Origin of the sequence: Actinoplanes sp. TFC3 (genome assembly GCF_001553785.1) — a bacterium.
Taxonomy (GTDB): domain Bacteria; phylum Actinomycetota; class Actinomycetes; order Mycobacteriales; family Micromonosporaceae; genus Actinoplanes.
Window position 1 is genome coordinate 628,714 of record NZ_LOJP01000001.1, and the last position, 25,708, is coordinate 654,421.

At 67.7% G+C, this 25,708-nt stretch carries 24 protein-coding genes; 19 read left to right on the forward strand and 5 right to left on the reverse strand.

What is annotated here, in order from left to right:
• Positions 1 to 163 precede the first annotated feature (163 nt).
• On the reverse strand, positions 164 to 337 hold the full coding sequence (locus TFC3_RS02695) for a CsbD family protein (RefSeq protein WP_067495106.1): 174 nt from the start codon (positions 335 to 337) through the stop codon (positions 164 to 166).
• 92 nt (positions 338 to 429) lie between these two features.
• Positions 430 to 2,715 carry a bifunctional diguanylate cyclase/phosphodiesterase gene (locus tag TFC3_RS02700; protein WP_236717950.1) on the reverse strand — a complete coding sequence of 762 codons (2,286 nt, stop codon included), beginning with the start codon at positions 2,713 to 2,715 and terminating at the stop codon, positions 430 to 432.
• A 143-nt stretch (positions 2,716 to 2,858) separates the two neighbouring features.
• Between TFC3_RS02700 and TFC3_RS02705 the strand changes: the two genes are divergently transcribed.
• The 10 genes from TFC3_RS02705 to TFC3_RS02750 all read left to right on the forward strand — a co-directional run bounded on the left by TFC3_RS02705 (position 2,859) and on the right by TFC3_RS02750 (position 11,460).
• Positions 2,859 to 3,902: a glycosyltransferase gene (locus tag TFC3_RS02705; RefSeq protein WP_067495110.1), complete on the forward strand. Its 1,044-nt coding sequence runs from the start codon at positions 2,859 to 2,861 to the stop codon at positions 3,900 to 3,902.
• 38 nt (positions 3,903 to 3,940) lie between these two features.
• Positions 3,941 to 4,429: a GNAT family N-acetyltransferase gene (locus TFC3_RS02710; protein WP_067505828.1), complete on the forward strand. Its 489-nt coding sequence runs from the start codon at positions 3,941 to 3,943 to the stop codon at positions 4,427 to 4,429.
• Positions 4,419 to 5,459 carry a pseudaminic acid synthase gene (pseI, locus tag TFC3_RS02715; RefSeq protein ID WP_067495112.1) on the forward strand — a complete coding sequence of 347 codons (1,041 nt, stop codon included), beginning with the start codon at positions 4,419 to 4,421 and terminating at the stop codon, positions 5,457 to 5,459. Before TFC3_RS02710 ends, pseI begins: the two co-directional genes overlap by 11 nt.
• Positions 5,460 to 5,474: 15 nt before the next feature.
• Positions 5,475 to 7,055, forward strand: a complete 1,581-nt coding sequence (locus tag TFC3_RS02720) for a hypothetical protein (protein ID WP_067495114.1) — start codon at positions 5,475 to 5,477, stop codon at positions 7,053 to 7,055.
• Positions 7,052 to 8,011, forward strand: coding sequence for a hypothetical protein (locus tag TFC3_RS02725; protein ID WP_067495117.1), 960 nt, complete (start codon positions 7,052 to 7,054; stop codon positions 8,009 to 8,011). Before TFC3_RS02720 ends, TFC3_RS02725 begins: the two co-directional genes overlap by 4 nt.
• Positions 8,008 to 9,012, forward strand: a complete 1,005-nt coding sequence (locus TFC3_RS02730) for a hypothetical protein (RefSeq protein WP_067505831.1) — start codon at positions 8,008 to 8,010, stop codon at positions 9,010 to 9,012. Before TFC3_RS02725 ends, TFC3_RS02730 begins: the two co-directional genes overlap by 4 nt.
• 9 nt (positions 9,013 to 9,021) lie before the next feature.
• Positions 9,022 to 9,378: a CrcB family protein gene (locus tag TFC3_RS02735; protein ID WP_236717951.1), complete on the forward strand. Its 357-nt coding sequence runs from the start codon at positions 9,022 to 9,024 to the stop codon at positions 9,376 to 9,378.
• Positions 9,375 to 9,728, forward strand: coding sequence for a fluoride efflux transporter CrcB (gene crcB / locus TFC3_RS02740; protein ID WP_067495123.1), 354 nt, complete (start codon positions 9,375 to 9,377; stop codon positions 9,726 to 9,728). The genes TFC3_RS02735 and crcB overlap by 4 nt, the downstream gene beginning before the upstream one ends.
• Before the next feature lie 46 nt (positions 9,729 to 9,774).
• Entirely contained in the window at positions 9,775 to 10,080 is a 306-nt protein-coding gene (locus TFC3_RS02745; RefSeq protein WP_082771825.1) for a hypothetical protein, read from the forward strand.
• Positions 10,081 to 10,296: 216 nt separating this feature from the next.
• Positions 10,297 to 11,460, forward strand: a complete 1,164-nt coding sequence (locus TFC3_RS02750; RefSeq protein ID WP_067495126.1) for a hypothetical protein — start codon at positions 10,297 to 10,299, stop codon at positions 11,458 to 11,460.
• Between the two features lie 254 nt (positions 11,461 to 11,714).
• Here the strand turns inward: TFC3_RS02750 and TFC3_RS02755 are convergent, their stop codons facing one another.
• Positions 11,715 to 13,943: a bifunctional diguanylate cyclase/phosphodiesterase gene (locus TFC3_RS02755; RefSeq protein WP_236717952.1), complete on the reverse strand. Its 2,229-nt coding sequence runs from the start codon at positions 13,941 to 13,943 to the stop codon at positions 11,715 to 11,717.
• A 308-nt stretch (positions 13,944 to 14,251) separates the two neighbouring features.
• Here TFC3_RS02755 and TFC3_RS02760 point away from each other — a divergent pair, with 308 nt between their 5' ends.
• The 5 genes from TFC3_RS02760 (at position 14,252) to TFC3_RS02780 (ending at position 19,287) form a co-directional block, all read left to right on the forward strand.
• On the forward strand, positions 14,252 to 15,013 hold the full coding sequence (locus TFC3_RS02760; protein WP_067495129.1) for a DeoR/GlpR family DNA-binding transcription regulator: 762 nt from the start codon (positions 14,252 to 14,254) through the stop codon (positions 15,011 to 15,013).
• A 94-nt stretch (positions 15,014 to 15,107) separates the two neighbouring features.
• On the forward strand, positions 15,108 to 16,448 hold the full coding sequence (locus TFC3_RS02765; RefSeq protein ID WP_067495131.1) for a sugar ABC transporter substrate-binding protein: 1,341 nt from the start codon (positions 15,108 to 15,110) through the stop codon (positions 16,446 to 16,448).
• 57 nt (positions 16,449 to 16,505) lie between these two features.
• Entirely contained in the window at positions 16,506 to 17,438 is a 933-nt protein-coding gene (locus TFC3_RS02770) for a carbohydrate ABC transporter permease (protein ID WP_067495134.1), read from the forward strand.
• Complete coding sequence (locus TFC3_RS02775; protein WP_067495137.1) at positions 17,435 to 18,271, forward strand: carbohydrate ABC transporter permease; 837 nt, start codon at positions 17,435 to 17,437, stop codon at positions 18,269 to 18,271. The genes TFC3_RS02770 and TFC3_RS02775 overlap by 4 nt, the downstream gene beginning before the upstream one ends.
• Complete coding sequence (locus TFC3_RS02780; RefSeq protein ID WP_067495140.1) at positions 18,268 to 19,287, forward strand: zinc-dependent alcohol dehydrogenase family protein; 1,020 nt, start codon at positions 18,268 to 18,270, stop codon at positions 19,285 to 19,287. The genes TFC3_RS02775 and TFC3_RS02780 overlap by 4 nt, the downstream gene beginning before the upstream one ends.
• A gap of 94 nt (positions 19,288 to 19,381) precedes the next feature.
• Here the strand turns inward: TFC3_RS02780 and TFC3_RS02785 are convergent, their stop codons facing one another.
• On the reverse strand, positions 19,382 to 19,918 hold the full coding sequence (locus TFC3_RS02785; RefSeq protein ID WP_067495143.1) for a hypothetical protein: 537 nt from the start codon (positions 19,916 to 19,918) through the stop codon (positions 19,382 to 19,384).
• A 206-nt stretch (positions 19,919 to 20,124) separates the two neighbouring features.
• Entirely contained in the window at positions 20,125 to 20,703 is a 579-nt protein-coding gene (locus tag TFC3_RS02790) for a TetR/AcrR family transcriptional regulator (RefSeq protein ID WP_067495147.1), read from the reverse strand.
• Positions 20,704 to 20,788: 85 nt separating this feature from the next.
• On the opposite strand from TFC3_RS02790, the gene TFC3_RS02795 reads away from it, so the two are divergent.
• The 4 genes from TFC3_RS02795 to TFC3_RS02810 all read left to right on the forward strand — a co-directional run bounded on the left by TFC3_RS02795 (position 20,789) and on the right by TFC3_RS02810 (position 25,658).
• The gene (locus tag TFC3_RS02795) at positions 20,789 to 22,003 is read left to right on the forward strand and encodes an MFS transporter (RefSeq protein WP_067495150.1); all 1,215 of its coding nucleotides are present in this window, start codon (positions 20,789 to 20,791) and stop codon (positions 22,001 to 22,003) included.
• Between the two features lie 99 nt (positions 22,004 to 22,102).
• Positions 22,103 to 23,695, forward strand: coding sequence for an alpha/beta hydrolase (locus tag TFC3_RS02800; protein ID WP_067495153.1), 1,593 nt, complete (start codon positions 22,103 to 22,105; stop codon positions 23,693 to 23,695).
• A gap of 446 nt (positions 23,696 to 24,141) precedes the next feature.
• A complete protein-coding gene (locus tag TFC3_RS02805; RefSeq protein WP_067495156.1) occupies positions 24,142 to 24,732 on the forward strand; it encodes a TMEM165/GDT1 family protein in 591 nt (196 codons plus the stop codon).
• A 50-nt stretch (positions 24,733 to 24,782) separates the two neighbouring features.
• A complete protein-coding gene (locus TFC3_RS02810; RefSeq protein WP_369819559.1) occupies positions 24,783 to 25,658 on the forward strand; it encodes a cyclase family protein in 876 nt (291 codons plus the stop codon).
• The last annotated feature ends 50 nt before the right edge of the window (positions 25,659 to 25,708 follow it).

Sequence of the window (25,708 nt, forward strand, 5' to 3'; positions counted from 1 at the left end):
GACGGTGAAGCGGCGGTGAAGCTATCGGAACATAAAGCTGCGGGGGCAGGCCACGTGGCCTGCCCCCGCATACGCGCATGCTTGAACGTCAAGGCACTTCAGCTTGTAGAGGCTGGTAAAGCCTCGGAGAAGCTGTGAAGGCCTCAGCTCGTCAAGGCGTGCTTCAGCTCTTGAAAGCGTCCTTGATGCTCTCGCCGGCCTGCTTGAGCTTGGAGCTCGACTGGTCAGCCTTGCCTTCGGCCTCGAGGCTGTGGTCGTCGGTCGCCTTGCCGACGCCCTCCTTCACCTTGCCGCCGAGCTCTTCAGCCTTGTTGTCGATCTTGTCATCGGTAGCCATGTCGACCTCCAGGGAAGCGGTACCTACGCCCTCTCAACTACCCCCGCACCCACCGCCGTAACCCGTTTCCGCCCTCGGGAATTCAGAGCCCCTCAAGCCGCGGGAACCGCCGCTGGGTCCTCAGCAGCGCTCCCCAGCAACGGCACCCTGGCCTCCAGCACCTTCCCGAGCCGCCCAGCAGGCATCGGGCGAGCGAACAAATACCCCTGAGCCGCCAAGTACCCGAGCGACAGCAACTGCTCAGCCTGCTCAGCCGTCTCCACGCCCTCAGCCACCGCGTGCAAGCCCAGCGCCTGCGCCAAGTGAATGACCGCCGCCGACACCGGCACCCGGTCGTCGATCGGTGACTGGGTGAACGAGCGGTCGAGCTTGATCTCGTCGATCGGGCAGTCGTGCAGCAGCGTCAGCGTCGAGTGGCCGGTGCCGAAGTCGTCCAGCGAGATGCGCACGCCCAGGCCGCGCAGCCGGTGCAGGGTGAGCACCGACTGCCCCTGCTCGACCGCCATGGTCTCGGTGATCTCCAGGACGATCCGGTCGGCGGGCAGGCGGAACTCGGCCAGCAGGGTGGCCACCGCGTCGGCGAAGGCGGGTTCGCGCAGGTCGCGGGCCGATACGTTGACGTTGAGGACGCCCGGCGCGGCGTCGCCGTGCTCGGCGATCCAGGATGCGAGCTGGGCGAACGCCGTGCGCATGACCCAGCGCCCGAGCGGCACGATGAGCCCGGTGCGCTCGGCGACCGGGATGAAAGCGTCCGGGGCCAGCACGCCGCGCACCGGGTGGGCCCAGCGGACCAGCGCCTCGGCGCCCAGGATGCGACCGTCGTCGAGGGCCACGATGGGCTGGTACAGCAGGAAGAGCTGGTCGCCACTGATCGCTTCGCGCAGCTCGGCGCCCAGGTGGGTGTGGTCGCTGCCGGCGGTTGCCATGCTGGGGTCGTAGTGCAGGTACGCCGTGCCGGCCAGCTTCTTCGCCGCGTACATGGCAATGTCGGCCTGGCGCAGCAGCACCGACGCCTCGGCGCCGGAGCGTCCGTCGGCGATGCCGATGCTGGCCCGGATCGGCAGCTCGTGGCCGTCGGCGTAGATCGGCTGGTGCAGGGCGTTGCGCATGCGCTCGGCGGCCAGGTCGGCGGTGGCCGGGTCGGCGTCGTCGAGTACCACCACGAATTCGTCTCCGCCCAGACGCGCGACTGTGTCCTCGGCCCGTACGCAGCCTTCGAGACGGGTTGCCACCCCGATCAGCAACTGGTCGCCGACCTCGTGGCCGAGCGTGTCGTTGACCTCCTTGAAGTCGTCGAGGTCGATCAGCGCAACCGCCACGGGCCGATCGCCGGGCGAGGTCAGTGCCTTCTGCAGCCGGCTGTGGAACAGCACCCGGTTGGGCAGTTGGGTGAGCGCGTCGTGGGTGGCGCCGTGGTCGAGGCGCGCGAGCAGCCGGCTGTTCTCCCGGAACGCCACCACCTGGCGGACCACGACCAGTGCGGTCAGCAGCACAACGGCGGCCACCACGACCGTCAAGTCGTCAGACTTTTGCAAGCTCACCGCGATCAGCAGTCCGTCGATGGCGGCCACTGCCACATACGGCAGCATGCTGAACGGCCGTCGCCGGGCCTCTACCACGCCTCGGCGCTTGGTCGCGCCGTTGGAAGCGCAACGCTGACGAGCCGCGGCCCAGGAACCAAAGAAGTAGACCAACGGTTCGGTGGCCATGCCGGGGAACAGCGTCGGGTCAATCGCCTCGATGGGCGGGCGGAACAGCGGTCCGACGGCCCCCATCATGATCGCTACGGCCAGCAGCCGCAGCGCGCCGTTGTCGACGTGCAGGTGACTGGACAGTACGAACTTGACCACAGCGAATACGGCCAGCAGGGCGATGAGCGTGACCAGCAGCGAGACGTACACCGCGGTCTTGTCGTCGCCCTTGAGCGCAGTGCGGGTGGAGAAGTGCCACATGAACACCGCAGCGGCCAGCGCCACGGTGGCGGCGTCCAGCACGATGCGGGTCACCTCGCCGGGCGATTGGCGCCCCAGCGGGAGCCGGAACAGCCCGTACATGATGACCAGCACGCCGGCGCCGCAGAACGTAAGCATGACCGGGCCGGTGTGGGCGCCGTGCCGGTCGGCTGAGGTCAGCACGTCGACCGCCTGGGCCGGTACGCCGATCGCAACCAGGCCGACCGCGATGGTCAGGTGCCGCCAGAACCGCCGGGTGGCCTGCGGCAGGCTCGGTATGCGGGCGGTGCGCAGCAGGATCAGGAAGGCGAGGACGCCGGCCACCGCGCACGGCAGCCACAGGACGAACTTGGGCCCCACCGGGTGCACGAGGTTGAGCACGAACCACAGCACCGCGAACAGCGCGGTGCCCGCGGATGCCCGCATCAACCGGTCCACCACGCCTGCCTTCCCCTTCCGTAACGTCTCGATACCGCACCAATCGGTCGCCGCGCAGCGGTCGTGAGTGTTTGCGGCCTGGTTAACCGGGGTTTCGATTGCCGTCACCTGAGAGGTTGACCGTGAGCACCATGAATTCCCTGCTGCTGTCGGTGATCGTTCCGGTGTACGCGGTGGAGGGCTACCTCTACCAGTGCCTGGAGTCGATCCGGGCCGGGCTGACCGCCGAGGAGTCGGCGCTGGTCGAGGTCATCGCCGTGAACGACGCCTCGCCGGACAGTTGCGGGGAGATGCTCGACGGCTACGCGGCCCGCCACGGCGACCTGCGCGTGCTGCACCTGAGCAGCAATGTCGGCCTGGGGCTGGCCCGCAACGCCGGGCTCGCCGAGGCGCGCGGCAAGTACGTCTGGTTCGTCGACAGCGACGACTGGCTGCCCGCCGGTTCGGTGCGCGCGGTGCTGGACCGGCTGCGTACCGAAAGTCCGGATGTGATGCTCATCGATCATCTGCGGGTGCACGAGAACGGCCGGCTGGAGCCCGACGCCAGCAGCGGGGCGCTCAAGGACTTCCGGCTGCAGAGCCTGATCAAGCTGCAGCACACCGCCTGGAACCGGATCGTGCGCCGCGGCCTGCTGGAGGAGCTCGACCTGCGCTTCCTGCCCGGATGGTACGAGGATGTCCCGTTCAGCAACCCTGTGCTGATCGCCGCCCAGCGCGTCTCCGTGCTCGACCGGGTCTGCTACCACTACCGCCTCGGACGCCTCGGCGCCATCACCGCCACCCGCAGCGAGCGCCACTTCGAGGTCTTCGGCCAGTACGACCGGATGCTGGAATGGGTGGCCGCCCGCGATCCCGAGCCGTGGCTGCGTCACGCGTTGTTCACCTTGATGGTGAACCACCTGCTGGTCGTCATGGGCAACGACGGGCGCGTGCACCCACGCCAGCGCCGGGCCTTCTTCAAGCGCCTCGCCGCGCACTACCGCCGCTACACACCGGCCGGCTACGCAGGCCCTTCGGGACTCAAGCACCGGCTGGTGGAAGCGCGCAGCTACACGCTGTACGCGGCACTGCGGCAGGCGTATCGGGTGACCAAGCGCAACCCCGAGCCGTCACCTGTGGTTCGCCGGATCCTTGCCTCGTCGCCACAGCAGGCTCAGGCGGCGACCATACGGTGACGCCTTCGAAAAGATGAACGTGAGAGGTGTACCCGCCAGTGCTGCGTGCCGCTACGGACGCTGACCGCGACACCGTGCTCTCCTGGCGTAACCACCCGGATGTGCGCGCGGTCAGCTTGACGACCCACGTGATCACGCCCGACGAACACGCCAAGTGGTGGGACAACGCCACCACCGACCCGCGGCGCCACGTGCTGATCTACACCCAGGCGCAGCAGGCGTGCGGCGTGGTGATCTTCGACCTGCGCGAGGACCCGGCGAGCTGGAGCTTCTACCTGGACGTGGCCGGTCTGGGCGGCAAGCTGCTGCCGGCCTGGCTGCGCCTGGAGCAGGACGCCGTGGACCACGCGTTCGGCCCGCTCGGGCTGACCCGGCTGGGCGGCGAGCAGCTCGCCAGCAACAAGCAGGTGATCGCCCTGCACCGGCGCTTCGGCTTCCGCGAGACCAAGCGCTACGAACGGCTGATCGACGGCACACCGCAGACCGTGGTGTGGACGGAGAGGGAGGAACGGCACAGTGATCGTTGACGATGTGGAGATCGGCGCCGGTCAGCGGCCGTACATCGTGGCCGAGATGTCGGGCAACCACAACGGGTCGCTGGACCGCGCGCTCGCCCTGGTCGACACCGCCGCCGAGGCCGGGGCGCACGCCATCAAGATCCAGACGTACACGGCCGGCACCATGACGGTGGACGTCAAACACGAGCGCTTCCAGCTCTCCAAGGGCCACGAGCTATGGGGCGGCGAATACCTCTATGACCTGTACGAGCGCGCGCACACGCCATGGGAGTGGCACGAGGCGATCTTCGACCGGGCCCGCCAGCACGGCCTCACCCCATTCTCCAGCCCGTTCGACCGCACCGCCGTCGAGCTGCTGGAAAAGCTCGACGCCCCGATGTACAAGATCGCGTCGTCGGAGATCACCGACCTGCCGCTGGTCCGGCTCTGCGCCAGCACCGGCAAGCCGCTGATCATCTCTACCGGCATGGCCACGCTGCAGGAGATCACCGCCGCCGTGGATGCCGCCCGGGGCGCCGGGGCCAGCGACATCGTCGTGCTGTCGTGCACCGCTTCGTACCCGGCGCCGCCGGAATACACCAACCTGCGCCGCATCCCGGTGCTCGCCGAGGCGCTGCGCGTGCCGATCGGCTTGAGTGACCACACACTCGGCATCGGCGTGCCGATCGCCAGCGTCGCGCTCGGCGCCTGCCTGATCGAAAAGCACATCACCCTGGACCGCGCCGACGGCGGCGTGGACTCGGCGTTCTCGCTGGAGCCGCAGGAGCTTGCCGCGCTGGTCGTGGAGTCCGAGCGGGCCTGGCAGGGGCTGGGCACCACCACCATCGGCCCGAACGAAGCCGAGAAGGAAGGCCTGCGCTTCCGCCGGTCGCTGTACGTGGTCGCCGACGTCAAGGCCGGCGACGTGGTCAGCGAGGAGAACGTCCGGTCCATCCGCCCGACCGGCGGGCTCGCCCCCGACAGCATCGCCTTGGTGCTCGGGCGCACCTTCCAGCAGGACGCGGCAAAGGGCACGCCGCTGTCCTGGGAATTGATCTGAGAGGCACGAACGCCGGTGTGGCTGAAAGCTAACAGCAAAGAACTCCAGTGGTTCCTGGAGTCGGCAACCGTCTACTGGGAGAAAAACCTCCCGAAGCCGGCCGACGACGCGGTGATCGTGGTGGAGATGTTCCACCAGGACATCCGGGTGAATCTGCGCAACCTGGTGTTCGCGAACGCCTTGCGGCGGATGCACCCGGCCCGCATGGTGGTGCTCACCGGCGTCGAGGACGCCTGGATGAAGACTCTGTGGAGCGGCTTCGACCTTGAGGTCGTACGCAAGGTCAGCGACGCGTTTGCCGGCTCCGAGGTGATCGACGTCTGGGAGAAGGTGCGCACCTCGGCCACCCCGGCCCGGCACGACGACACGATCGTGGAGTACACCGACGCGACGTTCTGCCGCCTCGCGAAGCTGCCGCGGCTGCCGGAGGGGTACAAGTCCCGGCCCGACTACCAACTGCGGCACGCGTACGCCACCCGGCTGCACGACATCTACCAGGAGCTGTTCCAGCGCAACGTGGTGGCCCTGGTCACCAGCCACGTCGACTACGACCAGTGGGGGCTCGCCGCCGAGGCCGCCCGTCAGGCACAGGTGCCGATCATCCACACCCAGCAGACCGGGTGCATGAAGGCGTACGGGCTGTTCCCGGAGAACGACACCCGCACCGGTACGTTCCGGGCTGAGCTGACCCGTCAGATCGGCGACGTGTTCGAGAGCAAGGTCTGGACCCGGCGCGAGGAGCTGCGCCCGACCGCCGAGTTGGTGGCGTGGCGGGCCAAGGTCAACCTGGGCCGGCCCAGTTGGTGGCGGGGTGGGGTGACCGCGTCGGTGGACCTCAACAATCCGGCCGAGCGGGCCCGGCTTCGTACCCATGTGGTCGATCGTCTGGGGTTTGATCCGAACCGCCCGATCGTCACGGTCTACAACCACGCCGTCTCGGACGCGCTCGGCACCAACAAGGAACTCTTCCCGAGCCTGGCCGACTGGTTCGCCGGCACCGCAGCGTGGGCCGCCGAGCACCCCGAGGCGCAGTGGCTGTTCCTCGACCACCCCAGCCAGGCACTGTATGACTCCACCGGCTTCTTCGACTCCGTGGCCGCGCAGTACAAGCGCGTCAAGCACATGGCGTTCCGGCCCAGCGCCACGCTCAGCAAGAACGCGCTGTGGAGCCTGACCGACCTCGGCGTCACCGTGCGCGGCAGCGTCAGCAACGAGCTGCCCGCCTACGGCATCCCGGTGATCCAGGCCGGCTGGTCCGAGTGGAGCTCCTGCGGACTCTCCACGGTCGTCGAGGACCAGGAGGCGTACTGGAAGACCCTGGAGCAGAGCATCACCGCCATCCGCGCGGGCGAGGAACTGGTCACCGAGGAGCAGGTCCGCCGCGCGCGGCTCTGGCTGTGGCTCTACCGCAGCGGCACCGACGTGGTCACCCCGCTCGTCCCGCAGTGGGAGGTCTGGCCGGCCGACACCATGCTCAAGACCCTGCGCGCCACGTTCCGGCACATCGAAGCCGACGCCGACCCGATGTACGCCTCGGTCGAGCGGATGTGGACGCGCCGCGAGCCGATGATGACCCGGACGGACTTCGGCGCATGATCGGCTCCTGGTTCGCCACCGACTACGACGAGGCGCCGCACTACGTCGGGGGTCTCCCGCTTGAGGTGGGCAGCGGCCGTGACCTGGCGATCGTCGACCAGGTCGTGCGGGGCCAGTCCATCGTTGGCCGGGTGACCGGGGATTACGGTGCGGTAGGGGTCAAGATGCACAACCCCGGCGTGCCGACCCGCGTGTCAGTGCTGGTGCATCTGGACGAGGTGGCGACCCGCTGGTGGTCCGACCGGGTGCGCCCGTCGCGGCTGGCGCCTGAGCTGCCCCGGCTGGTGCTGGTGCGCGCTCAGGGTGCGCTGCGGGGGGCGGCGGTGCTGGCCCGGCGGCAGGGTTTGCGCAGCGCGGGTGGGGCCAAGGCAACCGTCGAGTTCGACCTGGGACCCGAGGACCTCGACGAGGACGGCTTGCTGATGGTCGAGCTGGCCGAACCGTCGCGGCCGGCGTGGACCACGGGCCGGATTGCCGCGCGTGCCGCTTTGGGTCTGCGGCTGGACAAGATTTCGGTACGTCCACAAGGCGGCCCGGCCACCGTTGCCGCCCCGGTGCCGACCGGCTGCGACCTGGCCATCATCCCTGCGGACGTACCGGAGGTCTTTCGTCTCGAAGTGTCCCCGGTAACGCCGGCGCCCCCGCTTCCGGTGTCGCCGACGCACAAGTGGGCCCGCAAGAAGCCAGCCCGCGCTGGTTTCAAGGCGCTGCGCATTGCCCGCCGTGCGAGTACGCGGGTTGTTGCCGAGGTGCACAAGTCGCGACCGGCTGATCAGTTCGGCGTTACGGCTACTGATCTGCTTGCGGAAGTAGCCGTGGAATTGGAAGTGGTGAAGCGCGCCCCCGGCAGCATCACGCTGCGCCGGACCACCCCCTCGGGCGGGCCGATCCTGGTCGGATTGAAGCAAGCGGACCGGGGCTTGTCGTGCCGGGTCGTTCCGGTGGCTGGCGCATGATCCATCGCCCGGCGCTTGGCGTGGACGCCGGCCGCAATCGTCGCGTCCTGCAGGAAGTGCTCGACACGACGCCCGCCGGCAAGCTGGAGCTGCCGCCGGGCATCCACACGATCGCCGACGGACTGCGGGTGCCAGGCGGCTGGACCATCCGCGGTGCCTCGGTGGCCGGAGCAAACGGCGGCCAGCCCGAAACGTGGCTGGTCTCGGCCGGGACGACCGGTCATCCGGTGCTGCACATCCTCGGCTCCGACGTGGAGGTCAGCGACCTCGGCCTGCGCCCACCCCCGGCCGACCCCGGCGAACACGGCGGCGACCGCGGCACCGCCATCACCGTCGGCGACTACCTGTATGCCGAAACCCCGTCGTGGATCGGCCGGGTCGACCTGCGCCGCATCCACGTCGAACGCCTGGGCGAGAAGCACGCCAACTGCATCGCCCTGATGGGTGCGGTGAGTGACCTGACCCTGCACGACATCACGATCCGTGGTGGCTACACCGGCGTGGCCGTGCACTGGGGTGCGGTGGGAAAGGATGTCTCGTCGATCATCGGCCCCACCTTCCACCCGCATCGGTTGACCGTTACTGACCTGCGGGTCAGCGATGCCTTGGAGGGCTTCTACCTCAGCTCCGTGCACGACGTCCGGGTCGAGGGCGCCTGCTTGCAGGACGTCGACATGGGCTTCCGCCTGTTACCGGGTGACAACACGGACCGGTTCGTCACCTCCGAGCAGGTGGGGACGAACATCGAGATCAAGGACATCTGCGTACGCTGGCACGGACCGCTGTATGCCGTACGCGCGGCCGGCTGGGGCAAGAGCGAGGTCGACGGCGAGGTGAGCGTGCTGCAATACCGCGACACCGCCCTCCGCAACATCACCCTGCGTGGTGCGGGCACCGGCCCATCCTGGTCACCCCTGCTCATCGAACAAGCCGCCGGCGTGGAATTCGACAATGTCGTAGCCACCACCGAGCTGGCCGAGGGCTGCTGCCCCCTCCGCTAGATTCGTAGCGTGCGAGTGCTCCTGACAATCTCAGCCGGCGGCGTAGCCGGAGCCCTCTCCCGCTACAGCATCGGCATTCTGTTCCATCACTCGCTGTGGTCAACCTGGGCCATCAACGTCACCGGCTGCTTCCTGATCGGCATCCTGATGGTCCTGATCACCCGCCGTTGGCCCCAGCAGCTCCTGATCCGCCCATTCTGGGGAGTAGGCGTGCTCGGCGGCTACACCACCTTCTCCACCGCCTCCGTCGACGTCCTGCGCGCCGCCCCGCTCGCCGGCCTGACGTACTGCGCGGCCACGCTGGTCGGCGCTGTGCTGGCGGTCTGGCTGGGCACGCTGATTGCCGAATCGGTGGTCCGGGCGTGACGGCGTTGCTGGTGGCTCTCGGGGCCGCAGTGGGGGCGCCGCTGCGCTACCTGACCGACCGGTACGTCCAGGGGCGGCATCTCTCCGGGTTCCCGTGGGGGACGTTCACCGTCAACGTGGCCGGGTCGATGCTGCTCGGGTTCCTGCTGGGGATGCCGGTGGCGCCTTGGCTGGCAGCGTTGCTGGGGACGGGGTTCTGCGGGGCGCTCACGACGTATTCGACATTCAGCTTCGAGATTCTGGGGCTGGCTCGTGAGGGGCAGCGGTTCGTGGCTGTGGCTTATGCGCTGAGCAGCGTGCTGGCTGGGCTGGGCGCGGCAAGCGTGGGATTCCTGATCGCAGCAGCCTGATGCCCTTGTCGCTCGACTAGATGACCGATCCCCCGGATGGATCGATATGGCGCTCGAAGACAGGGTTTGGCAGGGGCACTACGGTGAAGCTTTTGTACGGAGCCTGGCGTGCGCTGCTGGGCTCGTCACGTCCAAGAAGGACCTGGATGTTGATGGGGTGGATGTCCAACTGGGCTTCCCGGGATCGCTGGGCTCGGTTCGATACCCCGCCATCGAGGCCCACGTGAAATCCTGGTCCGCGCCTGGCGGCGATGACGAAAGCTTCCGCTACCCGCTTACCATCGCCAACTATGACGGCTGGTCGGTCAGGTCGGAAAGGATTTCCCACTCCCGCGGTATCTGTTCTTGGTGATTGTTCCACCGGAGAAAGCCAAGTACGCCGCTGCTTCAGAAGATTGCTTGCGCCTGCATCATGCTGCATACTGGGTTTCACTCATGAATGAAACGCCACGTGTCGAGTTGTCGGTGGCTGTTTCGAAAACAACAACCGTACCCAAAAGAATATCTTGAATACAGATACTCTTGTCGGGTTGCTCAGTCGCGGCCACCGGTGAGCGGAGGTGTTGTCATGGATGTTCATATCGTTGATGCGCAGGCGCTGACGGCTCGTGAGCCGTCCCAGATCGCCCTCTACCTTCGCAGTAAGGGCTGGTGGGCGACGCCGGAGGCGGGCGGCACGCTGTGGCGGAAGAATGTGGCGGAAGGCGAAGTGGAGGCTCTCGTCCCCGCCAGCTCCCGCATGAAGGGCTATGCCGGCTTCGTCATGCAGCTTCTGGACCTGGTGGCCAAGGTGGAGCAACGGCAGCATATCGACATCTTCCGCGACATCTCCTCTGCGGCGTCGGATATTCAATATGTCAAAATCATACCGGAATCCCCATCCGGAACCATTCCGTTGAATGATGCCTCCGAAGCGCTGGATCATATTCGTCAGTGGGTGCTTGCTGCGGCCGTAGGGGTCGCGAGCCCCTTACGAAGGCTGGTTCAGCCTGCCAAGAAGCCGGCTGCCGCGGTGGAGTTCATGCGCTCGGTTCGCCTCGGCCCCAGCTACGAGGGGAGCTACATCTGGTCTGTCGAGGTGCCCCTTCCCCCACGAATCGGTCAGGACACGATCGACTTCGAGGGTGAAAGAAACGCGGCTGAATCAATGCCCTTCGAGCGTCAGGTGTCCCAGCTGCTCTACTCGTCCAGCGCGAAAGCATGCAATGCGGCTCAACTCGTTGTCCAGCAGGACGAGGGGTTGGAGGCTTTCACGTCTCAAGCGGACGGTGGGGTGAGCGCAAATCTCTGTGAGGCGCTCGCCGGGCTGGCTGGCGAGTCGGAGTCGCCCTACGAGTTGAGCTTCCAGTGGGCGGTCTCGCGTCCTGTGGAGCCGACGTCAGTCATTCGCGTAGAGAAGCAAATCATCCAGGTGCTGTCGCAGGCGGCGAAGGAAATGCGGGCGCGTGCCCCCGAGGAAGACGTCCGGATCATTGGTAGCGTCGTTCGGCTGCACCGCGAGAGCAACTACGGCGTTGGCCAGGTAAGTATCGCGGGCATCATGGAGGGCGACGACTCGGAGCGTCTGTGGCGAGTATGGGCCGAGCTGACCGAGCAGGACTACGCCTTGGCCATCAGCGCGCACAACTCAGGCGAGGCGGTTGCCGTCAGGGGTGACCTGACCAGGCGGGGCAGCCCCTCCAACCTCCATCGTGTGTCGGCTTTCGAGCTGGTTCCAGGGTTGATCCGCTGACAGCCGTGAGTTGAGCGACGAACACATACTCCAGCCTCAACCAACAGCCCTGGGGCGTACCGAAGCAGCTGCTTTTGGATGATGTGCAGAAGGCCGTGACCGACTCGTGGCAGCGCATCCTCGCGCCGGGCCGTTCTTTGCACCGGCAGTCAGCGTTGCGGTCGGCGGATGGCCGTTTCCGGCTGTGGCTGCAGAACGACGGCAACCTGGTGCTGGACCCCGGTCAAGGCGTCGTGGTCGAGCGGCGCCTGGGGTCATTGATCGGTCGGGAACAGCAGTTCCGTGGTGGCGCATTCGGTCAGCGGCTCGGCGAAGTAGTAGCCCTGCCCGAGTTCGCAGTTGCCGTCGGCGAGTTCGTTGAGCTGCCCCAGATCCTCGATGCCCTCGGCGACCGTGGAAAGGCTGAGCGCCTGGCCGAGCTGAATGATGCCCAGCGTCAGGGCGGCAGCGGTGGGTTCGTCGCCGACATCGTCCACGAAACTCTTGTCGATTTTGATGATGTCGACCGGGAAGCGGCGCAGATAGGCCAGCGACGAATAGCCCGTACCGAAATCATCAATCGCCAGACGCACCCCCAGCGCCTTGATTTGTTCGAGCTGGCGCAGCGTGGATTCGCGGTGGTCGACCACCAGCGATTCGGTCAGTTCCAGCACCAGCGCACTTGCCGGCAACCCGCTGTTGTTGAGCGCCGAGGTGACCACGGCGGGCAGATTGGGCTGATCCAACTGCACGGACGACAGGTTGACGCTCACGGTCAGCGGGCGCTGACCGGTGCGCCGCGCATTCCAGGTGGCCGTTTGCCGGCAGGCTTCGCGCAGCACCCATTCGCCGATCGGGATGATCATCCCGGTTTCCTCGGCCAGCGGAATGAAGTCGAGTGGGGGAATGGCGCCGCGTTCGGGATGCTGCCAGCGCACGAGGGCCTCAAGGCCGGTGATCTCACCGGTACGAAGGTGCACGATCGGTTGGTACCGCAGCTCGAATTCGTGTCGCAGCACAGCGCGCCGCAGATCCGCCTCGAGCCGCAAACCGGCCTGGAAGGAATCCTGCAACGCCGGTTCGAAGATCTCGTAGCGGTCCTTGCCCTGCTTCTTCGCGTGGTACATGGCCAGATCGGCGCGCACCATGAGCTCTTCCGGACCGGAGGTGATGCTGTAGGCCACGCCGATGCTGCAGCTGATGAACGCCTCGGCGGGCCCGCCCAGATCGAACGGCTGGCGCATGGCTTCGAGGATGCGCTTGGCCACCGGCACGGCTTCCCCGGCCCCGGCGCCGTTGGCCAGCAGCACGGCGAACTCGTCGCCGCCAAGGCGCGCCGCGGTGTCGCCGGCGCGCAGGCAGCTCTGGATCCGTTCGGCCACCGCCTGCAGCAGCAGGTCGCCGGCGCCGTGCCCGAGCGAGTCGTTGACCACCTTGAAGCGGTCCAGGTCGACGAAGAGCATGGCCACGCCGCCGCCGGCCGCGAACGCGCGTTCCATCCGGGTCATGAACAGCGCCCGGCTGGCCAGCCCGGTCAGCGAGTCGTGGAACGCCTGGTTCATCGCCTCCAGGGTCTGCGCGTCGGTCAGCGCCAGGCTGACGTGCTCGGCGAAGGCCCGCAGCACATCCTGGGCAGCCTTGTCCCACTCGCGCGGGGCGGCGTACGTGCCGACCGTGAGGCAGCCGACCACCTGGCCGTTCTCGTGTACGGGCACCGCCATCACCGCTTTGAGCCCGCCGTCGACGACCTCGGGGATCGCGATCGGCGAGGCGGCGTAGTTGTCGACCATGACCAGCTCGTCGCCCAGCACCGCGAGCCCGGCCACGCCCGCCGACGGCAATGGCACGCGCTGCATCCGGGGCGCCAGGTCGGGGGAGAAGCCAACGCTGGACACCATGCTGCCGACCGAGCGGTCGTCGCGTTCCAGCAGGTTGAGCGAGGACACCTCGACGCTGAGCAACTCGGCGGCGCCGGCGGTGATGGAGTCGAGGATCTGCTGCAACGGGGCGCGGCGGGCGATCAGCCGTTGCACCCGGGTGAGGTGGTCGAACAGGCGCTTGTGTTCCTGCAGCGAGTCGGTGAGCTTGCGCTGCGACGCGGTGATGTGCAACGCCTGCAGGCTCAGCTCCAGCACCCGGGCCATGCCGCGGAACAGGCAGATCTCCTCGTCGGTGAACGGCTCCCCGGTACGACCGAGGACGAGCTGACCGGGGGCGGGCCCGTCGATGTCGGCGTGGGCCAGCGAGTACGCCGTACCCGACAGCGCGAGAGGCACCTGCTCGGCGGGCAGCCCGACCGAGGCGACAATGCCGCCGTCGACCATCAGCACGGCGATGTCGGCCTCGAGAGCGCGCGCGGCGCACTCCACGGCTGCGTACTGCGCCGCGGGTCCGTCCGGCCGGTCAGCCACGGCGGAGAGGAACTCCGTCAGCTGGCGGGTTGCGAGCATGCCCATGACCCCGAAGGTCGGCTGGCTTGCGCCGAAATTGAGGATTACGGCCATGACCGTTTCGGTCATCGTGCCCCGGACGAGCCCGAGATCACGGGCCGATAACGGCCTGTGGGCGCCCGAAACCACAGCTCACGCGGACCGCTCTCACAACCTCGGGCACAACGCGGGCGGTACTTTCGGGCAATCGGTCACGGCTTTGCTCCCAGTTGATCGACTATTGGGGTGATATCAGGGTGTGGTAAGCGATCGGCAAACGGTCAGAGACAGTCCGAATCACCGTAGGTTGTGACGGGGACCACAGGTTTCCTCGGTGTTACAAATGGCGTACGGCAGGGCGGGCAGCGGACGGGCGGTGAGATGTGAACGCGGAAGAGCGGCAACACCAGATAGTCACCTTGGCTCGGCGTCAAGGTGAGGTGGACGTGGCCAAGCTGGCCGCGGAGCTCTCCGTGTCGGCGGAAACCATCCGGCGCGACCTGCGACTGCTGGAGAAGCACGGTCTTCTGCGGCGTACGCACGGGGGTGCGTACCCGGTAGAGACCGCGAAATTCGAAACCGACCTCGCCATGCGCACCACCCGCGGGGTCCCGGAGAAAAGGCGGATCGCCGCCGCGGCCGTCGCGTTGATCGGCGATGCCGAGACCATTTTCATCGACGAGGGATTCACCCCGCAGCTGATCGCGGAGGCGCTGCCCACCGATCGCCCGCTGACGATCGTGACCGCGTCGCTGAACACCGCGGCCTGGCTGTCCACCAACACCCCGGCCACCGTGCTGCTACTCGGCGGTCGCGTCCGTGGCCGCACGCTGGCCACGGTCGACCACTGGGCCAGCGGCATGCTGGCCGGGTTCGTGCTCGACCTGGCGTTCGTCGGGGCCAACGGCATCTCGCGGGAAGTCGGGCTGACCACCCCCGACCCGGCGGTGGCCGATGTGAAGGCGCAGGCCGTACGCGCGGCCCGGCGGCGCATCTTCGCCGGCATGCACACCAAGTTCGGCGTCCGCACCTTCTGCCGGTTCGCCGAGATCTCCGATTTCGAGTCACTGGTCACGGATACCGGCCTGCCGGCCTCCGAGGCGCACCGCTATTCCCGGCTGGGTCCGCAAGTCATCCGGGTGTAACCCGAGAGAACACCGAAGAGAAACCGGCTTGCGCGATGCAAAGCCGGCGCGTTTCCGCATGTCCTTAAGTTGGAGGATCGCTGTGCACAGAAGAATGTCGTTGCTGATTGCGGGAGCGGCCGCCGGCGCGCTCGCGCTGTCCGCCTGTTCCGGTGCGGGCTCGACCGCTGGGGGTGACTCCTCGGACAACACCATCACCGCGCTGATGGTCGGCAACCCGCAGATGGAGGACATCCAGAAGCTGACCGCCGACAACTTCACGAAGGCGACCGGCATCACCGTCAAGTTCACGATCCTCCCGGAGAACGAACTGCGCGACAAGGTGACCCAGGACGTCGCCAACCAGGGTGGCCAGTACGACGTGGCGACCGTTGGCGCGTACGAAACCGGGATCTGGGCCAAGAACGGCTGGCTGCACGAGCTGTCCACCCAGGCCGCTGCGGACACCGCGTACGACCAGGGCGACCTGCTCAAGCCGATGGTGCAGTCGCTGACCGGCGAGGACGGCAAGCTGTACGCGGCGCCGTTCTACGGTGAGTCGTCGTTTCTGATGTACAACAAGGACATGTTCGCGAAGGCGGGCCTGACCATGCCGGAGAAGCCGACCTGGGCCCAGGTCGCCGAGTTCGCGCAGAAGCTGGACGACAAGAAGGCCGGCGTTGCGGGCATCTGCCTGCGGGGCCTGCCCGGCTGGGGCGAGCTGTTCGCGCCGCTGACCACGGTGGTCAACACGTACGGCGGCACCTGGTTCGAAAAGGACTGGACGCCCAAGGTGAACTCGCCGGAGTTCAAGGAAGCCACGAACTTCTACGTCAACCTCGTCAAGCAGTACGGCGAGTCGGGCGCCCCGCAGGCCGGGTTCACCGAATGCGCCAACACCTTCGGCCAGGGCAAGGCCGCCATGTGGTACGACGCCACCTCCGCCGCGGGCACCCTGGAAGACCCGAAGGCGTCGAAGGTTGCCGGCAAGGTCGGCTACGTCTACGCGCCGGTGAACAAGACCGAGTACTCCGGCTGGCTGTGGACCTGGGCCTGGGCCATGCCCAAGACCACCAAGAAGGCCGACGCCGCCTGGAAGTTCATCTCCTGGGCCACCAGCAAGGACTACGAGCAGGTCGTCGGCAAGAACCTCGGCTGGTCGCGGATCCCGTCCGGCAAGCGCACCTCCACCTACTCGATCCCGGAGTATAAGGAGTCCGCGAAGGCGTTCGCCGATGTGACGCTGGGTTCCATCGAGCACGCCAACCCGCAGAACCCCGGCGTGCAGCCGCGCCCCGCGCTGGGCGTGCAGTTCGTCGGCATCCCGGAATTCTCCGACCTCGGCACCAAGGTGTCGCAGGAAGTGAGCGCCGCGATTGCCGGTAGCTCGACGGTCGACAAGGCCCTGGACGACGGTCAGAAACTCGCCGAAGACGTGGCGAAGAACTACAAGTAGCGCTCCCGGCGGCGCTGCCGAGGGGCAGCGCCGCCGTGACCGACCGGAAGGCCGACCATGACCGACGTCATCACCCGGACGGATCCCAAGCCGGAGCAGGTCCCCGTGGTGCCCCCCAAGGGCGGCGCCAAGGACCGCTGGATCCGCCGGGCACCACTGCTCCCCGGCCTGATCTTCGCGCTCATCATCACGCAGGTGCCGTTCCTGTTCACGCTGGTGCTGTCCACCCTGGACTGGAACGCGCTGCGCCCGGGTGACCGCTCGTTCATCGGCATCGACAACTACGTCACCGTGCTCAGCGACGGCCGGCTGCGGGCCGCGCTGCTCAACACCGTGCTGCTCACCGCCGGGGCGGTCATCTTCTCGATGATCCTCGGGCTGGGGCTGGCGATCCTGCTCGACCGCAAGTTCCTGGGCCGCTCGGTGGTACGCACGCTGCTCATCACGCCGTTCCTGGTGATGCCCATCGCAGCGGCGCTGCTGTGGAAGCACGCCATCTACAACCCCGCGTACGGCCTGATCAACGGTCTGTTCGGCGGCTCGACCGACTGGGTGTCGTCGTACCCGAAGGCCGCGGTCATCGCGACGCTGGTCTGGCAGTGGACGCCGTTCATGATGCTGATTCTGCTGGCCGGTCTGCAGTCGCAGAGCGAGGAGGTGCTCGAGGCGGCCCGCGTCGACGGCGCCAACGCGTGGAAGATCTTCACCAAGATGACGATCCCGCACCTGCGGCAGTACCTGGAGCTCGGTGCGCTGCTCGGCTCGATCTACCTGGTGAACACGTTCGACGCGATCTTCAGCATCACCCAGGGTGGCCCGGGCCAGGCGACCACCAACCTGCCGTACGAGATCTACTTGACCACGTTCCGCAAGTTCGAGTACGGCGAGGCGTCGGCCGCCGGCGTCATCGTGGTGATCCTGACGATCATCGTGGCGACGTTCGCGCTGCGCGTCATCTCGAGCCTGTTCCGCATGGAGGAAAGCCGATGACGACGCTCAGTGCCGCGCCGAAGCGGCGGTTGCTCAACTCCCTCTGGGGCGTCATCGCCTGGATCGCCGGGATCATCTTCGTGTTCCCGGTCATCTGGATGGTGCTCACCAGCTTCAAGCAGGAGCAGGACGCCGCCAGCAACCCGCCCTCGTGGGTTTTCACCCCGACCCTCGACCAGTACGTCACGGTGTTCGACCGCAACATCATGCCGTTCCTGCTCAACTCGCTGATGGCCAGCGTGTTCTCCACGCTGCTGGTTGTCGTGCTGGCCACGCCGGCCGCGTACGCCCTGTCGCTGCGCCCGGTGGCCAAGTGGACCGACGCGCTGTTCTTCTTCATCTCCACCAAGATGATGCCTGCTGTCGCCGCGCTGCTGCCGCTCTACCTGCTGGTGAAGAACCTCGGCATGCTCGACAACATCTGGACGATGGTCATCCTCTACAGCTCGATGAACCTGCCGCTGGCGGTGTGGATGATGCGCTCGTTCCTGCTCGAGGTGCCCCGCGAGGTGCTGGAGGCCGGCGAGGTCGACGGCGCCAGCACGATCACCGCGATCCGCCGGATCATCCTGCCGATCGTGTCGCCCGGCCTGGCCGCGACGGCGCTGATCTGCTTCATCTTCGCCTGGAACGAATTCTTCCTCGCGGTCAACCTGACCGCTACCAACGCCGGCACCGCGCCGATCTTCCTGGTCGGTTTCATCTCCTCCGAGGGCCTGTTCCTGGCCCGGCTCTGCGCGGCGGCCACCCTGGTGTCGCTGCCGGTGCTGATCGCTGGCTGGGTCGCGCAGAACAAGCTGGTCCGCGGTCTGTCCATGGGCGCGGTCAAGTGAAAGCCGCAGTGGTGGTCACCCCGGGCACGCTCGAGATCCAGCAGTTGCCCGATCCCGTGCCCGGTCCCACGGACGTGGTGGTCAAGCCGGCTGCGGTTGGCATTTGCGGCACCGATCTGCACATCATGGACGGGGAGTTTGCGCCGGCCTTTCCGATCGTCCCGGGCCACGAATTCGCCGGGGAGATCGTCGAGGTCGGCGCGCAGGTCACCGATTACGCGGTCGGCGACCAGGTCGCCGTGGATCCCTCGCTGTACTGCGGCTATTGCTACCAATGCAAACGCGCGCGGGGCAACCAGTGTGAGAACTGGAATGCCATCGGGGTCACCAGGAGTGGCGCGGCGGCCGAGTTCGTTGCCGCGCCGCGCGCCAACCTGTATCGCCTTTCCGGCGGCTTGGCGGCCCGCGATGCGGCTCTGATCGAACCGCTGTCCTGTGCGATCCGCGGTTTCGATGTGCTTCCGCGCCGCCTGGCCGACACGTTTCTCATCTACGGTTCCGGCACCATGGGCCTGATGATGCTCGAATTGGCCAAGCGTGCCGGGGCGGCCACCGTTTCGATCGTTGATCTCAACCCCGAGCGCTTGCAAACGGCACAACGATTGGGGTGTACGTCCGCAGTCACCAACGCCGGCGAGCTCGACGCACCCCGCGGCTGGGACGTGGTCATCGACTGCACCGGCGCGCCCGCTGCCATTCGCGACGGCTTGAAGCGGGTCGGTCGCGGCGGCACTTTCCTGCAATTCGGGGTATCGGCCTACGACGCAAGAGTCGAGATTGAGCCGTACGAGATCTACCGCCGTGAAATCACCATCACCGGTTCGATGGCGGTGTTGCACAGCTTCGACCGGGCGGGCGAGATGCTGACCGCTGGCGTACTCGACCCGGAGATCTTCATCAGCCACCGGTTCCCACTCGACAGCTACGCCGAGGCGCTGACCCAGTTCCGCGCCGGCGTCGGCCGCAAGACCCTGATCGAGCCCCAGGGGCGTGCCAATCTTCTCACCAATGGGTAGGCATTGATCACGAATAGTTGCCAACCGGACCCGGGTGGGCGTCAACCGCCAAGAACTCACAGGCGGAAGTAGGTGTCGCCGCTCCGGACAAGCCTTACCTCACCGGTGGTTCGTCGCCGAAGAATTCCTGGATCTGGGTGAGGGTCAAATAGCCTTGCTGGTCCAGCTCTCCCGGCTCCGGCGGCAGCGCCCGATGCACCACCTCCGGCGTAGCCACATGGTCCGGCAACTCCGGCAGTGGCGGCACCGGCGGCAGCGCGCTCAGCCCCATCGCCTCCCGGATCACCTCGAACATTCCCGTCACCTCTTGGATCGCGAGCGGCACCAGGTCGGCCGGGCGGTGGGCCGGAGCCGGGGGTGCGGCGCAGGTGAAATTGGCGCGGATCTTGCCGAAGAGTTTGCGGATGTCGGCGCTGGGGTGCAGGTGGTCGAGGTGGTTCTCGGCGACTATGCCCAGCTCGCATTCCGGTACGCCCGAAGCTTGCCACCACCTGCCCCACGCCGGGTCGGCGTCCAGGGTCATGGCCACATGCTGCAGCGCGACCATGTACGCCTCCGGGGCGCGGTCGTCGAGCGTGGTTGTTCCCATGTGGGGGTGCAGCCAGCAGGGTTGACGGCGGCGGACGTCCATCGCCTCATGGTGACATTTCGGGCACCTGGGGGCCGGGACATCGGGGCGGCACGTCGGGGTGTCAAGGGGGTGCGCGGGTTTCGAGTGAGTTGCGTTGTCGAACACCACGCTCCGGACGCGCTCGCCCCCATCGACTCCTCGTGACGCGCGAGACCCAGTTGGCGGCGGAGTTGCCGAGGTGCAGGCCCTCGCGCCGGCCAAGCCGGTCAGGGAGCCGTGGTAGCCGCTTGCAGCAGGGCGGCGGCAGCGGACCGGGCAACCAGGGCCGGGGAGGAGTCGCCGTCCATGCGAGCACCGACCAGGCCGCCGTCGTACAGGATCATCAGCTGGGCGGCCAGGCTCTCGGGGTCGCGGGCGCCGGCATCGCGGGCCAGGCGTGCGAACAGATCGCGGGTCCAGGCGCGGATGGTGGCAGAGACTTCCTCGGCCACGCTGCCCGGCTCGGATTCGGCGCTGGCGTTGTAGAACGCGCAGCCGCGGTAGGTGGGCAGGGCGGTCTGCTCGGCCAGCAGGTCGAAGACGCCCAGCAGCTTGTCCTTCGGCGTGCTCCAGCGTTCCAAGCCGGTCAGGATGCGGTTGCGGCGGCGGGCATGGCGGCCTTCGAGGTACGCCCGGATCAGCTCGTCCTTGCTGCCGAAGCTGTTGTAGAGCGACGCCTTGGCCACGCCGGCGTGCTCGATGATGCGGTCGATGCCGACGGTGTGCACGCCCTCGGCGTAGAAGAGCTCGTCGGCGGCGGCGAGCAGGCGATCCCTCGCGGAGACCCGGGGTGATGCAGCGGACATGGGCTTGACGATACCAGACAGGTCTGTCTAATGTGCGAGGCGCTAGACAGACCTGTCTGTCATGAGGCAAGGAACGGGAGTGCCCATGTCCACCACCATGATCTCGAGCGAGCAGAACGTACGGCGAAAGCGTCTTTCCCGTCCCGTTGCGTTCGCCGCCATTGCCGCCATCTTCATCGCGTTCACCGCGGCCTCCAGCGCGCCCTCCCCGCTGTACGTGGTCTATCAGCAGCTCTGGGGCTTCTCCGCGGTCACGCTGACGGTTGTCTTCGCGGTCTACGTCGTCGGCCTGGTCGGTGCGCTGCTCGTGCTCGGCGCCCTGTCCGACCACATCGGGCGCCGCCCGGTGCTCGCCGCCGCCATCGCGCTGGAAGTCGTGGCGCTGATCCTGTTCGTCAGCGCCGGCAACGTCGAGGTCCTGCTGACCGCCCGCTTCCTGCAGGGTGTGGCCACCGGGGCGGCGATGACCACGCTCGGCGCGACCCTGGTCGACCTCAACCCGCCGCACGCCCCCGGCCGGGCCGGGCTGCTCAACAGCATCGTGCCGCCCTCGGGTCTGGCGCTCGGCTCGCTCGGCGCCGGCGCGCTGGTCCAGTACGCCCCCGGCCCGACCCACCTGGTCTGGGCGATTCTGCTCGCCGGCATGGTGCTGGCCGGTGTGCTCGTGCTGCTGCTGCCAGAGACCTCGGCGAAGCGCCCGGGTGTGGTGGCCTCGCTGCTGCCCAAGCTCGGGGTGCCGGCGCGGCTGCGGGCCGACTTGTTCGCGCTCGTCCCGATCCTGGTGGCGAGCTGGGCGCTGGGCGGGCTCTACATGTCGCTCGGCCCGTCGGTCGCGGTGGGCGTGTTCGGGCTGGGCAGCCACTTGATCGGCGGCCTGGTGGTGTCGCTGCTCTGCGGCACCGGTGCGCTGACGGCGTTCGCGCTGCGGTCGTACCCGACGCCGCGGGTGCTGGTGATCGCTGGGGCGCTGCTGAGCATCGGCACCGCGGTCACGCTGATCGGCATGGAGGCCGGCTCGGTGCTCACCGCCGCTGTCGGGACCGTGCTCGCCGGGATCGGGTTCGGCGCCTCGTCGCTGGCGTCGTTCGGCACGCTGGCCCTGCTGGCTGCGCCGACCGAGCGGGGCGAGCTGTTCGCGGTTGCGCTGACCATCTCGTACGTGGCCTTCAGCGTGCCGGCCGTGATCGCCGGGCTTGCCGCTACGACGTACGGGTTGCGTTCGACGGCCCTGATCTACGGCCTGGTCGTGGTGAGCCTCGGTGGCCTCGCTCTGCTTGCGCAGCGCACCAGAAGACCCTGATCACCTGCTCGCTCTTTCGTGGGGCTTCGGCGTGGGTGGCGGCTTCGGCCGTCGCCCGCGTTCCACCATATGGGTCGAAACCACCACGAAGGGCTGCTCATGCCACGAATTCTGGCGGCCGCCGCGACGCTGGGGCTGGTGCTCACCGGCGCTGTCGCGGCCCACGCCGCATCGGACACGCCGTCCCGGGGATCCGCGGGGTACTCCGCGATCGGCTGGGGCGCCTGCAAGGACCCGGGGCTGGCATCGGCCAAGGCGGAGTGCGGCTACCTCAGCGTGCCGCTGGACTACGCCAAGCCGAACGGCAAGAAGATCAAGCTGGCCGTGTCGCGGATCAAGCACCGGACCTCGGACCGGGGCTACCAGGGTGCGATGCTGGTGAACCCGGGCGGCCCCGGTGGTTCCGGGCTGTCGCTGTCGATGCTGGGCGGCTACGTGCCTGCCGGTGCGGGTGACTACTACGACTGGATCGGCTTCGACCCGCGTGGTGTGGGTTCCAGCGTTCCCGCGCTGAGCTGCGACGCGGACTACGCGAGCTATGGCCGGCCCGCCTATGTGCCGGTGACTGCGGCGATCGAGAAGGCCAACCTCAAGCGCGCCAAGGGCTACGCCAAGGACTGTGCCAAGGCCGGCGGCGAGTTGCTGAACCACCTGAGCACCATCGACACCGTGCGCGACATGGAGAGCCTGCGGATCGCGCTCGGCGAGCAGAAGATCAACTTCTATGGCTTCTCGTACGGCACCTATCTCGGCCAGGTCTACTCCACGCTCTACCCGCAGCGGGTCAACAAGATGGTCCTGGACGGCAACGTCGACCCGAGCCGGGTCTGGTACGACGCCAACCTCGACCAGGACGTCGCCTTCGAACGCACCATGAAGGTCTACTTCGCCTGGCTGGCCAAGTACAACGCCGTCTACCACCTGGGCAAGACCGGAAACGCGGTCGAGCAGGGCTATTACCAGCAGCGGGCCAAGCTGACCAAGAAGCCGGTGCACAAGTTTGGCGGCAACGAGCTGACCGACGTGTTCCTGCAGGCCGGGTACTACGTCTTCGGCTGGGAAGCGGTCGCGTCGGCGTACTCGGCGTGGGTCAACGACCACGACATCAGCGCGCTCAAGGACCTGTTCGACTCGGCCAACCCGACCAGCAAGGGCTCCGACAACGGGTACGCGGTCTACCTCGCGGTCCAGTGCACCGACGTGAAATGGCCGGCGTCGTGGTCCAAGTGGCGCGCCGACAACACCGCCATCAACAAGGTTGCGCCGTTCGAGACGTGGGGCAACGCCTGGTACAACGCGCCCTGCCGGGACTGGGCGGGCAAGGCGGGCAAGCCGGTGTCGGTCGACGGCAAGAAGGTCCCGCCGGTGCTGCTGATCAGCGAGACCCTCGACGCGGCAACGCCGTTCAGTGGCAGCCTCGAGGTACGCCGCCGCTTCCCGAACTCGGTGCTGGTCGAGGGTGTCGGCGGCACGACCCACGCCGGTTCGCTGTTCGGCAACGCGTGCGTGGACCTCACCATCGCCGATTACCTGGCCAACGGCACGCTGCCGGCGCGGGTCAAGGGCGACATCTCCGACCGCAAGTGCAAGCCGCTACCTCAGCCCAACCCCACTGCGGCAAAGGCAGAGGTTTCCGGTACGTCCACAGAGCTGACCCGCCTCGAGCTGCAGCGTCACATCACCGGTCACTGACGCTCGCGGAGCTGGGATCAGTTCCAGCAGGTGATCCCGGCGCAGCGGCACGTCGAGCAGGCTCACCTTGATCTGACTGCGGCTCTGATGGGTGCCGGCTGACAACCGGACCACTTCGGCGGCGTTCTCGCGGCAGGTAGCCGTGCGGACGCCGCCGGCTTGCTGAGACGCACGACCGAGCCCGAGCGGACAGCTGTTTGCAGGGTCACAGGGCCACCCTGGCCATGATCTCCGGGCCGTCCGGTACGCTCGCTTGCGCGAAGGGGAGTAGCTCCCAACGTTGTGGTCGACATACTGATCATGGGATACCGTCCCGCGATCCGGCCCCACGGCCTCGGCTCTGCCGGGGCGAGCGAGACCTTCGACTTGGCCTTCTCATGGCCGGGTCGAGGTCGCCTTGTGCCCCGAAGCCCGGTCCGACCTGCGCACCGGGAGTTTTGTTTTTCATGGACGGTTTCCTCGTCGCGACGGCGGTCAGCTTCGCCGTCATTTTCGTGGCCGAGCTTGGCGACAAGTCGCAGCTCATGGCCCTCACCTTCGCCACCCGGTTCAAGCCGCTGCCGGTGCTGATCGGCATCACGGTCGCCACCGCGGTCGTGCACCTGGTGTCCGTCGGCGTCGGCTATGGCCTGGGCGCCACGCTGCCGACCGGCTGGATCTCGCTGGTCGCGGCAATCGCGTTCCTGGCCTTCGGCGCGTGGACGCTGCGCGGCGACAAGCTCACCGATGACGAGAAGACGAAGGCCGAGCGCAGCACCGGCTCGGCGATCCTCGCGGTGGGCGGTGCGTTCTTCCTGGCCGAGCTGGGCGACAAGACCATGCTGGCGACCATCACGCTGGCCACCCAGTACGGCTGGTTCGGCACCTGGCTGGGTTCCACCGTCGGCATGGTGGCCGCGGACGCGCTGGCCATCCTGGTCGGCCGGCTGCTGGGCCGGCACCTGCCCGAGAAGGCCATCAAGTACGGCGCCGCCGCACTCTTCGTTATCTTCGGCGTCTGGCTTTTGATCGAAGCCATCATCGAGCTGAACAAGTAACCCGGGAGAGCCTCATGCCGCTGCAGCACCGCGCCCAGTTTGATGCCGTCGTGACGTTTTCGAACGGGGGCGGGCTGCAGACGCAGGGCTTCCGGGTGGATGTGCCGCACGCCGGCACGACCGAGGCGGAGATCGCCCGGCTGTTCGTGGCGGCGTGCCGGTTGCTGATGGTCGAGCACGTCGAGCTCAGCAACGTCCGGGTGTTCGCCGAGCCGCACCTCGGCACGCCCGCCGGCCCGTCGGAGGGCCGGCCCCGGCTGCGCTGGGTGGAGCTCAACCACGTGATCGCCGACGGCATGGTGACCTATCCGGGGCTGCCCGAGCCGGAGATCACCCCGCACCTGACCCGGGAGGCGTCGCGCAACATCTACGCCGAGGGCACCGAGTTCACCATCGATCGGATCTCGATGCTCGGCAACACCGGCACGTACCTGGACAGCCCGTTCCACCGCTATGCCGACGGCACCGATCTGGCCGGGCTGGCCCTGGAACGTCTCGCGGACCTGCCCGCGGTGGTGGTGCGCACGGCCGGCAGCGGGGTACGGGGGGTGGAGGTCGACGCGCTGCAGGACTTCGACGTGGCGGGCCGGGCGGTGCTGCTGCACACCGGTGGTGACCGGCGCTGGGGCCAGCCGGGGTACGCCCAGGATGCGCCGTACCTGAGCGAGGCCGGGGCGCGCTGGCTGGCCGGGCACGGTGCTGCGCTGGTGGGCATCGACGCGGTCAACATCGACGACGTCGCGCCGGAGAGCGCCGGGGCCCGCCCGGCCCACAGCGTGCTGCTCGACGCGGGCATCCCGGTTGTCGAGCACCTGACCGGCCTGGCCGAGCTGCCGCCCACCGGCGCCCTGTTCAGCGCCGTGCCACCCCGGATCTCGGCGTTCGGCACGTTCCCGGTCCGCGCCTACGCCACGGTGCCCGCGTAAGAAGGAGTTTTCCGCGAACCGGCTCAAAAAACCTGCGCACTTGCCGAAAA